This is a genomic window from Ruegeria sp. L12 (genome assembly GCF_056531745.1).
The window spans coordinates 335,319-345,927 of record NZ_JBQFMH010000001.1 but is presented as its reverse complement, the minus strand read 5'-3'; the positions used below and the strand labels follow the sequence as shown (position 1 = coordinate 345,927).

General features: G+C 60.6%; 10 protein-coding genes. 7 read left to right on the top strand and 3 right to left on the bottom strand.

Going from position 1 to position 10,609, the window contains the following annotated elements; genetic code table 11:
• The first annotated feature begins 5 nt into the window (after positions 1-5).
• Together ACR0K9_RS01685 and selD are read left to right on the top strand one after the other, a co-directional pair.
• Entirely contained in the window at positions 6-392 is a 387-nt protein-coding gene (locus ACR0K9_RS01685) for a Na+/H+ antiporter subunit G (RefSeq protein WP_480531480.1), read from the top strand.
• A gap of 5 nt (positions 393-397) precedes the next feature.
• Positions 398-2,557 (top strand): selenide, water dikinase SelD, encoded by a 2,160-nt coding sequence (gene selD, locus ACR0K9_RS01680; protein ID WP_480820246.1) that lies wholly within the window; start codon positions 398-400, stop codon positions 2,555-2,557.
• On the opposite strand, the gene mnmH is transcribed toward selD, so the two are convergent.
• On the bottom strand, positions 2,548-3,600 hold the full coding sequence (mnmH, locus tag ACR0K9_RS01675) for a tRNA 2-selenouridine(34) synthase MnmH (RefSeq protein ID WP_480820244.1): 1,053 nt from the start codon (positions 3,598-3,600) through the stop codon (positions 2,548-2,550). The two genes, selD and mnmH, sit on opposite strands and share 10 nt — an antisense overlap.
• Before the next feature lie 144 nt (positions 3,601-3,744).
• On the opposite strand from mnmH, the gene ACR0K9_RS01670 reads away from it, so the two are divergent.
• Positions 3,745-5,397: a tetratricopeptide repeat-containing sulfotransferase family protein gene (locus ACR0K9_RS01670; RefSeq protein WP_480820242.1), complete on the top strand. Its 1,653-nt coding sequence runs from the start codon at positions 3,745-3,747 to the stop codon at positions 5,395-5,397.
• A 52-nt stretch (positions 5,398-5,449) separates the two neighbouring features.
• On the opposite strand, the gene ACR0K9_RS01665 is transcribed toward ACR0K9_RS01670, so the two are convergent.
• A complete protein-coding gene (locus ACR0K9_RS01665) occupies positions 5,450-7,027 on the bottom strand; it encodes a bifunctional metallophosphatase/5'-nucleotidase (RefSeq protein ID WP_480820240.1) in 1,578 nt (525 codons plus the stop codon).
• 108 nt (positions 7,028-7,135) lie between these two features.
• On the opposite strand from ACR0K9_RS01665, the gene ACR0K9_RS01660 reads away from it, so the two are divergent.
• The 4 genes from ACR0K9_RS01660 to arsC are packed head-to-tail and all read left to right on the top strand — an operon-like array spanning position 7,136 to position 9,295.
• On the top strand, positions 7,136-7,474 hold the full coding sequence (locus ACR0K9_RS01660) for a DUF952 domain-containing protein (protein ID WP_480820238.1): 339 nt from the start codon (positions 7,136-7,138) through the stop codon (positions 7,472-7,474).
• On the top strand, positions 7,471-7,902 hold the full coding sequence (locus ACR0K9_RS01655; RefSeq protein ID WP_480820236.1) for a DUF1330 domain-containing protein: 432 nt from the start codon (positions 7,471-7,473) through the stop codon (positions 7,900-7,902). Before ACR0K9_RS01660 ends, ACR0K9_RS01655 begins: the two co-directional genes overlap by 4 nt.
• Positions 7,899-8,957, top strand: a complete 1,059-nt coding sequence (locus ACR0K9_RS01650; RefSeq protein ID WP_480820234.1) for a quinone-dependent dihydroorotate dehydrogenase — start codon at positions 7,899-7,901, stop codon at positions 8,955-8,957. Before ACR0K9_RS01655 ends, ACR0K9_RS01650 begins: the two co-directional genes overlap by 4 nt.
• Positions 8,954-9,295 carry an arsenate reductase (glutaredoxin) gene (gene arsC, locus ACR0K9_RS01645; RefSeq protein WP_480820232.1) on the top strand — a complete coding sequence of 114 codons (342 nt, stop codon included), beginning with the start codon at positions 8,954-8,956 and terminating at the stop codon, positions 9,293-9,295. The genes ACR0K9_RS01650 and arsC overlap by 4 nt, the downstream gene beginning before the upstream one ends.
• Here arsC and ACR0K9_RS01640 read toward each other — a convergent pair.
• A complete protein-coding gene (locus ACR0K9_RS01640; RefSeq protein ID WP_480820230.1) occupies positions 9,292-10,608 on the bottom strand; it encodes an MATE family efflux transporter in 1,317 nt (438 codons plus the stop codon). The two genes, arsC and ACR0K9_RS01640, sit on opposite strands and share 4 nt — an antisense overlap.
• Position 10,609 lies beyond the last annotated feature (1 nt).

Here is a 10,609-nt window from a genome sequence, read left to right as displayed (position 1 = left end):
GCGGCATGACATTCATCTTCGAACTGCTCATCACCTTCTTCCTGATCGTCTCGGGCATATTCGGTTTTGTCGGCTCTTTCGGCATGATCAAACTGAAAGACCCCATGTCCCGCCTGCACGCACCCACCAAGGCCACGACGCTGGGGGTGGGCGGCGTGCTGCTGGCCTCGATCGCGCATTCCGTTCTGCTTGAGGGCAAACTGTCCCTGCACGAGCTGCTGATCACCCTGTTCCTGTTCCTGACCGCCCCGATCACGGCCCTGTTCATTGCCAAATGGCACATACACCGCCATGAAAAGCCCAGCGATCTGCCAGACGCGGGCGAGGATGAGCTTTGGGCCACCCACGCGGTCGAACAGGTCGAGGACGTCCCTGACCACAGTACGAACTGAGATCCATGCACACACCTCCGCTGCCCCTGACCCGCGATCTGGTGCTGATTGGCGGAGGTCACACCCACGCGCTGCTTTTGCGCAAATGGGGTATGGACCCGCTGCCCGGCGCGCGGGTTACGGTGATCAATCCCGGCCCGACCGCACCCTATTCAGGAATGCTGCCGGGTTTTGTCGCCGGTCACTATGACCGGTGGGAGTTGGATATCGATCTGGTCAGGCTGGCGCGTTTTGCAGGTGCGCGTGTCATTTTGGGCGCAGTTCAGGGCGTCGACCCCGAGGCGCGTCTGGTCCACGTGCCCGGTCACTCTCCGGTGGCATTCGATGTCGCCTCGGTCAATGTAGGCATCACATCGGACATGCCCGCCCTGCCCGGTTTTACCGAACACGCGGTTCCCGCCAAACCGCTGGGTCCGTTCGCCGCGCAATGGGCCGCCTATCTGGCCGGGTCCGGCCCCGCATCGGTGGCCGTGATTGGCGGGGGCGTTGCCGGTGTCGAGCTGGTGATGGCGATGGCCCATGCGTTGCGCAACAAAGAACGCACGGCGCAGGTCACCCTGATCGACAGTGCCACCGCCCTGACCGCGACGGTGCCGAAAGCCGGCGCGACGATCCGGCGGGCCTTGGGACAGCTCGGTGTCGAGTTGCTTGAAAACAGCGCGATCAAACAAATCTCTGCCGGACGGATCGAACTGAATGATGGCCGCGCAATTCCGGCAGAGTTCATAACCGGCGCAGCGGGCGCACGCCCTTACGATTGGATGACCGACAGCGGTCTGGATCTTCAAGACGGCTATGTCCGCGTGAACGGCTATCTGCAATCCAGCGACCCGGCGATTTTCGCCGCCGGAGATTGCGCCCATCTGGCCGAAAATCCGCGCCCCAAGGCAGGGGTCTATGCGGTGCGCGAAGCGCCGGTGCTGTTCGACAACCTCAGGGCGGCGCTGGGCGCTGGTCAGATGCACCGTTACTCGCCGCAGAAGGACTATCTGAAGCTGATCTCGCTGGGTGGCAAATCTGCTCTGGCCGAGCGGCTGGGCACGTCGTTTAGCGGTCCGCTGATGTGGAAATGGAAAAACCACATCGATCAGACTTTTATGAACCGCTTTCGCGAGTTGCCACAGATGCAGCCCCCGGCCCTGCCCCGGCTTCATGCCGATGGAGTGCAGGACGCTTTGGGCGAGAAGCCTATGTGTGGCGGTTGCGGTGCCAAGGTGGGGCGCGGCGCGCTACAAAGCGCCCTACAATCTCTGCCATCGCCCGAACGGTCGGATGTGACGCCCCTGCCCGGAGATGATGCGGCGCTGATCACCACGGGTAGCGTGCGGCAAGTGATGACCTCGGACCACCTGCGCAGCTTCACCAACGATCCCGCGCTGATGTCCCGCATTGCCGCCGTTCATGCGCTTGGCGATATCTGGGCTATGGGGGCAAAGCCTCAGGCCGCGACCGCAACGATCATTCTGCCCCGAATGTCAGCAGAGTTGCAGCAACGGACCATGGCCGAAATCATGACCACCGCCAGTGACGTCATGCGCCATGCGGGGGCCGAGATCGTCGGGGGCCACAGCTCGATGGGAGATGAGATGACGATCGGGTTCACGCTGACCGGCCTGTGCGACGCCGAGCCGATCACCCTGAGTGGTGCGAAACCCGGCGATGCGCTGATCCTGACCAAACCCCTTGGCAGCGGTGTGTTGATGGCGGCAGAGATGGCCGGTCAGGCCGACGGGGCATGGGTTGCGGCAGCCTTTGCGCAGATGGTCCAACCGCAGGGAGATGCCTCTGATATCCTGCACGTCGCTCATGCGATGACGGATGTCACCGGCTTTGGTCTGGCAGGTCATTTGCAGGGAATATGCGAAGCCTCCAGCTGCGGAGCGACGCTGAATCTGAATGCGATCCCAGTGATGCAAGGCGCACTGGAACTGAGCGAGCGGAACATCCGCTCGACCCTCTATGCCGACAACCGTGCGATTACGCCGGATCTGCCCGTTGGTGGTAAGGCAGACCTGCTTTACGACCCGCAAACCGCCGGAGGGTTGCTGGCCGCGGTTCCCGCCGATCAGGCTGACAATCTCTGCGCCACTTTGATTGCTGCGGGCTACCCCGCCGCAATCATCGGGCAAATAGACCGGGAACCCGGGCTACGGCTTCAAAGCTGATCCAGCGCCTGCGCGATCCGCTCTGCTGTCGTCGCAAGGCCCGTGTTATCCAGCGCCGGGGCCTCGATTTCCGCAACAAGATCGACTGCCCGGCCACGTCGGGATTTGGCATAGGCCGGGTCATAATGCTGTTCCATCAGAGCCCGTGTCAGCCCCCGCTTATCACCCGCTTTAATCAGGGTCATCCAGCCATCGACCACCTCATGGCCGCGATGCAAGCGCAGCGGCGACAAGCGGTCCCGCAACCGCTGGGTATCTGACAGGATATCGTTATACGCCCCCACCAGATATGCCGTGCGCGCCGCGAGCGACGCCGTGATCTGAATGCGCGGCGCGGCCCTTAACGCCGTCCACACGGAGGGTGGCAGGATCAGAGCGCCGATCTTGGACGATTCCGCCTCGACCACCACGGGCCGGTCCGTATCCAACCGGCACAAGGCGGCGGCCAGAGCGGATTCGAACGCCTTCTGGCTCGGCTGCCCGCCCGGCATTTCGCCCAGCAAAGACCCGCGATGATTGGCCAGCCCCTCAAGGTCCAGCACCTGCACGCCCTGCGCCTGCAGATGCGCCAGAAGCTGGGTCTTGGCGGTGCCGGTATAGCCATCCAGCGCAACCAGTCGATGCGGCAACGGATCGTCATAGAGATAGCGCTTCACCAGTCGGCGATAGGTGCGATAGCCGCCTTCGACCACTTCGGCCCGCCAGCCGATCTGCTGCAGCATCCACGTAAAGGACCCCGACCGCTGCCCGCCGCGCCAGCAATAGACCAGCGGCCGCCAGTTGCCCTCATGATGGCTCAGGCTTTTTTCGACGTGGCTGGCCGCATTGCGGAACACCAGCGCGGCACCAAGCTTGCGCGCCAGAAACGGGCTTTGCTGGACATAGATCGTTCCGACCCGCGCCCGTTCTTCATTGTCGAGAACCGGCAGGTTGATCGCACCCGCCAGGTGGTCTTCGGCAAATTCCGCCGGGCTGCGCACGTCGATGATGTCGTCGAAAGCATGAGCGTAAAGCTGCGCCAGATCGGGGAAATTCAGAGCCATGCACGTGGTCTATCCCGAGTACCCGGGAAAGGAAAGATCGTCGCCGATACAGCCAACCTGATGAGGAATGTTGCAAACTGCCCCTGCATGGGTAATGAACCAGTTGCATCGGTTTTTCACAGAGACAAAGGCAAGCGCGCCCAGATGGCACAACAACAAGTGAAATCCCTCAAAAGCAAAGCGCTGAGTGATCTTGATGCGGGCAAACTGCCCCAAGCCCTGAAGAAAGCGCAGTTGGGTGTCAAAAAGTTCCCGAAAGACTCGGATTATCATGCGATTGCGGGTTTCGTCCTGACCGAAATGAAACGCTATAAGCAGTCGATTCCGCACTTCGTCGAGGCATCACGCATAAAACCTGACGATGTCCAATTCGTCGAAAACCTCGCGAACGCTTTGATGCAGACAGGTCAGATACCGCGCGCGCTGTCCTATGCCGAACAAAAGCTTGATCAGTTTCCAAACAATAAGGAACTCAATCGCGTCATCGACGAGATTCAGTTGAAAGGCAAGAACTGGCGCCTGATCATCGATCACGCTACGCAACGTCTGCAGAAAGACCCCGAGAACTCAAACTTTCTGGCTGTCCGCGCACGGGCTTATGAAAAAATTGGTTTTGTTGATCAAAGCTCGGCGGATATTGCGCGCGCCTACGCACTTGCACCAGAGATTGAAGATATTGCCTTAGGAATGGCCAACAACCTGCATCAGTCGGGTGACAAGGCAGCCGCGACTCGTATTTTCCAGTCTGTCCTTAAGGTCAATCCGCACTGTGCCGCAGCGCTTTATCAGCTGTCGATGTCCGTCGCAAAAGACGAAGCCGGACCGCTGGCTGAGGCCATCGACCATGCAATCGCTGAGAGCGATCACGTCAACTCTGTGCTGGAGTTTGCCAAAGCACAGGTAATCTCGCGCCGTGATGGAATGGCCGCAGCTTTGCCGCAGTTTGCACATGCCAACGAGGCGCAGCATGAAGCCAATCCGTATGACTTTGATCTGGAAGAGAAAAAGGTCGCAGATACCTGCAATGTTTTCCCATCCAGAGACGAGGTTATTTACGCGACAGAGGATGACGGCCCCAAGCCGATCTTCGTGATCGGGCAGCCCCGATCCGGCACGACCCTGATGGAGATGATGCTGAGTTCGCTGCCCGATATTGTCGGCTGCGGAGAGCTGACGCTGGGCGCTGATCTTTCCGTTCCCATTGTTGAAGAACAACAACCATTCGATGCGAAAGCCGCAACTGAATACGCAAGGGATTTCCGCAAGCTGATGCCGCCGATCCCGGAAGGTTCCGCCGCATTTGTCGACAAGATGCCACATAATTATCAACGTGTTGGCTTCTTGCTTTCCGCGTTTCCTACTGCCCGCGTGATCAACATGATGCGCGATCCCCGAGATGTGGGGCTATCAAAGTGGATCAGGCGTTTCCCGGCTCCGGGTATGCGCTATGCGTCAAACCTGAAAGCAATCGCGCATTCGGCCAATCTCTACCGGCGGTACATGGCGCACTGGGACAAGGTGTTCGGCGATCGCATCCTGACGATCCCGTATGAACAGCTCGTCTCGGACCCCAGGACCTTTAGCCAGAAAGTCGCCGCGTTCTGCGACATTGCGTGGGATGAACGGATGATGCATCCCGAAGAGAATACCAAACAGGTCCGCACCGCCAGCATCGATCAGGTCCGCAAGAAAATCTCGACCAGTTCCATCGGCGGATGGCGCGAGGTGGCGGAGCATATCCAGCCGATGCTTGACGGATTTGATCCCCAGCTTTGGCCGGAATACGATCTCGACTGAATGCAAAAGGCCGCCCGTACAGGCGGCCTTTATCTTGTAAAGATTCAGAAAATCATTTCTGTTTGATGCGCCCGTCCAGATAGGGCTGATAAGGCGCGTTCTCGGCCAGGTATTCGGCCGTGACGTCCGCCAGATCTGGTCCGAAATCATAGGCGTTTTTGTCATCACCTGAGAAGACGCTGTACCCGTCACCACCGTTGCGGACATAGTTGTTTGTGACAACCAGATAGGTGGCTGCGGGATCAATAGGCGCAAATCCATCGCCATTGGCGACCATCACCTCGACAATCCGGCCTTCGTTCGGGGCAACCGACGGGTCCCAGGTAAAGGTTATCCCTGCCACCTGCGGGAAACGGCCCTTGACCTCTTCCACCTGGCTCACCCCGTTTTCCAACGCGTCGATGACGCCTTGGCCGCTGATCTCGAAGGTCGAGAGCGTGTTCTGGAACGGCAGCACGGTCAGAACTTCGCCCATGGTCACCTCGCCCGGGTCGATCGATGCCCGCAGACCGCCCGAGTTCGCAATCGCAAGCTGGACGCCCTGTTCTGCGACCCGCGCCAGCATCGCGTCCGCGACAAGGTTGCCCATCTCGCATTCCTGCACACGGCAAATCGACCGGTCGCCTTCAATTGGCGCTGCCGCCTCGGCCACAACCTTGTTGCGAATTTCCTCAAGCGGAGCCGCCAGTTCGGCTATGCGGTCCAGCGAACCCTGATCTTCGGCTACGGAATTGTCCATGATCAGCGGTTCACCGACAGCCGAAACGACATTGCCATCATCGTCGAAAGTCACGTTCAGTTCACCCAGGAACTTGCCATAGGCATAGGCCTGCACGATCTGCACCCCATTCACCACGGTCGGGTACGGCCCCGCCGCTTTGTCTGACGTGTTCGACAGATAGGTGTTCGAATGGCCGCCAACGATCACGTCGACACCCGTGGTTTCCTGCGCCACGCGCTGATCGACCCCATAACCTGAATGGCTGAGGACGATGATCTTGTTGACGCCCTCTCCGGTCAGCCTATCCACTTCGGCCTGAACCGCAGGTACCGGGTCCGAGAAGGTGATGTTCGGACCGGGCGACGCAAGATCATGTGTGTCTTCCGGCGTCAGTCCAATCAGGCCGATCTTTTCACCGCCCACCTCGATTACGGCGGATTTCTTTATTTTGTCTGTCAAAAGCTCTTCGTCCGCGACATCCGCATTTGACATCAGGACAGGAAAATCGACCGAGTCGATGAAACCGCGCAACACCTCGGGGCCATCGTCAAATTCGTGGTTGCCCACGGTCATCGCGTTATAGCCCAGCTTGTTCATGAACTCGGCGGCTACCTTGCCCTTGTAGTAGGTATAGAACAAAGAACCCTGAAACTGATCGCCCCCATCCACGAGGATCGAATTTTCCGCCCGTCCCCGCGCCTCTTCCACCGCTGTCACCAGACGCGCCGATCCGCCAAAGCACTTACCCTCGGCATTGTCTTCGGCACCGCATCCGCTGTCATATTTGTTGATCGGCTCAATGCGCGAGTGAAAATCATTGGTGTGTAGAATGGTCAGCTTATATTCGGCCGCCGCCATGCCAGCCGACAGGCCGAGTACCGCAGCCGAAGCCAGAAATCGGGTGAACATCGTGAAACTCCCTGTGATTGTTTTGCGCGATGGTGCGCCTTGTGCGGCGAAGAGTCAAAGGGGGAAATCCGGCTTGATTCTACCCTTCGCGCGGGGCATCAGGGCTGCATGCTGATTTACAAGATACTTCGCGCCGATGAATGGGCGACGTTGCAAGCGCAAGGGTCCTCGAATGGTGCGCCGATTGATGTATCCGACGGGTTCGTCCATTTCTCGACCGCCACGCAGGCAGCCGAAACAGCCGCCAAGCATTTTGCCGGTGTCGATGGCCTGACGCTGCTGGCCTGCGACACCGACGTCATGGGCGACGACCTGAAATGGGAGGTTTCGCGCGGTGGAGCCCTGTTTCCGCATCTCTACCGCCAGCTTCGCATGTCGGACATGATATGGGCACGTCCGCTACCCTTTGACGGTCAGGTCCACCAGTTCCCGGCGGATATGCAATGACCGGTTTCGTCGACCCCGAGCGCGAACAGTTCGAGGCGTTCAAAGGCCTCGACCGGGAACACCCGATCGAAATGCTCAATCTGGTGAAATTCCGTGCTGTGGCGGAATATCCCTCTGACCATCCACTCGCTGGTGCCGGGCTGACCGGCGCGCAGGCCTATCGCAATTATGGGGCCGAGACCGCGCCCATCATCGCCCGTATCGGTGCATCGATCCTCTGGCGCGGCACATTCCAGACAACGCTGATCGGCCCGCAGGACGAGGCATGGGACGAGGTGTTCATCGCCCGCTATCCCACCGCCCATGCGTTTCTGGAAATGGTGACGGACCCGTCTTATCGCACCGCCGTGATACATCGGCAGGCGGCTGTTGAAACCTCGCGCCTGATCCGCTGCGCGCCGACAGAAGGTGGAGCTTCCTTCGGATGAAACTGACCGAGAAACTGGGGCTGGCCGCCCTGCATCGTTTTGATCCCGAAACCGCGCATGGGTTGTCGATCAAGGCACTGACCTCGGGCCTTGCGCCCTCGCCGGGTCCTGTCACGTCGGACCGTTTGAAAACCCGTGTCGCCGGTCTGGACCTGCCCAATCCGGTCGGTCTGGCCGCCGGGTTCGACAAGAACGGAGAGGCCCTGACCCCTCTGTCACAGGCAGGTTTCGGCTTTGTCGAAGTGGGCGCGGTCACCCCCCGCCCGCAACCCGGCAACCCAAAACCACGCCTGTTCCGCCTGTCGGAAGATCGCGCGGCCATCAACCGCTTCGGGTTCAACAACGAAGGGATGGAAGTCATGGCAGGGCGTCTGGCCCATCGTCCCAAGGACGCGGTGATCGGCCTGAACCTCGGCGCCAATAAAGACAGCGACGACCGGCCCAGAGATTTCGCCAAGGTGTTGGCCCACTGCGCGGCGCATCTGGATTTTGCCACCGTCAACGTTTCATCCCCCAACACCGAAAAGCTGCGCGACCTGCAGGGCAAGGCGGCGCTGAGCGCGCTGCTGAGCGGCGTGATCGACACACGCAACGGCCTGCCACGCCCGATCCCGATCTTCCTGAAGATCGCCCCGGACCTGGCCGAGGCCGAACTGCAGGACATCGCCGAAGTCGCCTATGAGACCGGCGTGGATGCCGTCATCGCCACCAATACCACCCTGTCGCGCGACGGGCTGCGCAGTGCGCATAAGGCCGAGGCAGGCGGGCTGTCCGGCGCGCCGCTGTTTGAAAAATCGACCCGTGTGCTGGCAAAGCTCAGCCAGTTGACCGGCGGTGACATCCCCCTGATTGGGGTTGGCGGCATCGGCACGGCAGAACAGGCTTATGCCAAGATCTGCGCCGGGGCCTCTGCCGTTCAGTTCTATACGGCCATGGTCTATGGCGGCATTTCACTGGCCGCCGAGATCGCCCACGGGCTGGACAAGCTGCTGGCCCGCGATGGGTTCTCATCGGTGGCGCAGGCGGTCGGCAGCAAGCGAGAGGATTGGTTATGATCGAATACTGGCACAACCCGCGCTGTTCCAAATCGCGCGCCGGATTGGCGTTGCTTGAGGAAAACGGCGCGCCGGTCGAGATACGCAAATACCTTGAGGACGCGCCCTCGGCAGATGAAATCCGCGCGGCTCTGGCCAAGCTGGGCCTTCCGGCGATCAGCATGATGCGGACCGATGAAAAGCAGTTCAAAGAGCTTGGTCTGACCAAAGCTTCGCCCGATGAGGCATTGATTCAGGCCATGGCCGAACATCCGATCCTGATCGAACGCCCGCTGGCCATCGCGGGCGATAAGGCGGCCATAGGACGCCCGCCCGAGACTCTGTTGAGCCTTCTCTAGGCGATCTGTGCCTCAAGCCGCGGATAGCGCCAGCCCATCGTGACACCACGCGCGGTGTTCAGGATCATCAGCGCAGCCCAGAGCCCGTGATTGCCCATGGCGGGCACAAGCACGAACAGCGCCACCACGTAGATCGCAACCGACTGGATCATCGCGTTGCGCATGTCGCGGGTCCAGGTGGCACCGATATAGATACCGTCGAACATCCAGCTTGCCACGCCGATGACCGGCGCCAGCGCGGCCCAAAACAGGTACTCGCGCGCAGCATTTCGCACATCGGGTGAGGTGGTCATCAGATCTATCAGCGCGGGCCCGGCCAGATAGAACACCAGCGCCAGCGCCACCGCGCCGCCCACGCCCCATTGCGACGCCATAATCGATGCGCGCCTGACCTGCAGGCGATCCCGCGCACCGACGGCTCCGCCGACCAGCGCCTCGGCGGAGAAAGCAAAGCCGTCCAAAGCAAAGGCTGTGATTTCCAGAAACTGCAGCAGCACCTGATTGGCCGCAAGGTTCACGTCGCCCAGATCGGAGCCCACGAACAGAAAGGTGGTGAATGCCCCGGTCAGCAGCACCGAGCGCACCATGATATCGCCATTCACCTGCATCATCCGTCGTAGGCGAACGGGGTCGAAGATGCGCGGCCAGTCCCGCCACTGATTGCCACCAAACGCCGCGCTGCACAGCCAGAGGCCAAGCGCCAGACCTGTCCATTCAGCGATCAGAGTAGCGATGGCGACGCCTTCTACGCCCCATCCCAGCCCCAGTACGAACCACAGGTCGAGAAGGATGTTCAGCCCGTTCATCCAGACCTGCAGGATGAACACACCACGCGTCCGCTCGACCGCGATCAGCCAACCCGTTACCGCGTATAAGGCAATGGTGGCCGGCGCACCCCAGATGCGAATCTCTAGATAGGATCGCGTCAGCGCCTCGACCTCGGGACTGGCAGGTGACAGGGCAAAGGCCCCAAGGAACACCCAGACCTGCACTGCGATGAAGATCAGCCCGGCAGTACCACCCAGCAGCAGCCCGCGCATCAGCAACGCTCCGGTTTCGGCAGTGTCTCCCGCGCCTCGGGCCTGCGCAGCCAGACCGGTGGTGCCCATGCGCAGAAAACCAAATATCCAGTAAATCGCCGACAGGATCACCGCGCCCATGCCCACCGCACCAATCGGAGCCGCCTGCCCCATCTGGCCGACAACGCCGGTATCAACCGCCCCGAGGATCGGCACGGTCGCATTCGACAACACGATCGGCAAAGCTATCTTCAGAACGCGCCGATGCGTGATGGGCGCGGTTGCGTCTTCCATC

Coding starts and splice junctions, on each gene's coding strand:
- ACR0K9_RS01685 (WP_480531480.1), top strand. CDS start 6: ATGACATTCATCTTCGAACTGCTCATCACCTTCTTCCTGATCGTCTCG.
- selD (WP_480820246.1), top strand. CDS start 398: ATGCACACACCTCCGCTGCCCCTGACCCGCGATCTGGTGCTGATTGGC.
- mnmH (WP_480820244.1), bottom strand. CDS start 3,600: ATGGCTCTGAATTTCCCCGATCTGGCGCAGCTTTACGCTCATGCTTTC.
- ACR0K9_RS01670 (WP_480820242.1), top strand. CDS start 3,745: ATGGCACAACAACAAGTGAAATCCCTCAAAAGCAAAGCGCTGAGTGAT.
- ACR0K9_RS01665 (WP_480820240.1), bottom strand. CDS start 7,027: ATGTTCACCCGATTTCTGGCTTCGGCTGCGGTACTCGGCCTGTCGGCT.
- ACR0K9_RS01660 (WP_480820238.1), top strand. CDS start 7,136: ATGCTGATTTACAAGATACTTCGCGCCGATGAATGGGCGACGTTGCAA.
- ACR0K9_RS01655 (WP_480820236.1), top strand. CDS start 7,471: ATGACCGGTTTCGTCGACCCCGAGCGCGAACAGTTCGAGGCGTTCAAA.
- ACR0K9_RS01650 (WP_480820234.1), top strand. CDS start 7,899: ATGAAACTGACCGAGAAACTGGGGCTGGCCGCCCTGCATCGTTTTGAT.
- arsC (WP_480820232.1), top strand. CDS start 8,954: ATGATCGAATACTGGCACAACCCGCGCTGTTCCAAATCGCGCGCCGGA.
- ACR0K9_RS01640 (WP_480820230.1), bottom strand. CDS start 10,608: ATGGAAGACGCAACCGCGCCCATCACGCATCGGCGCGTTCTGAAGATA.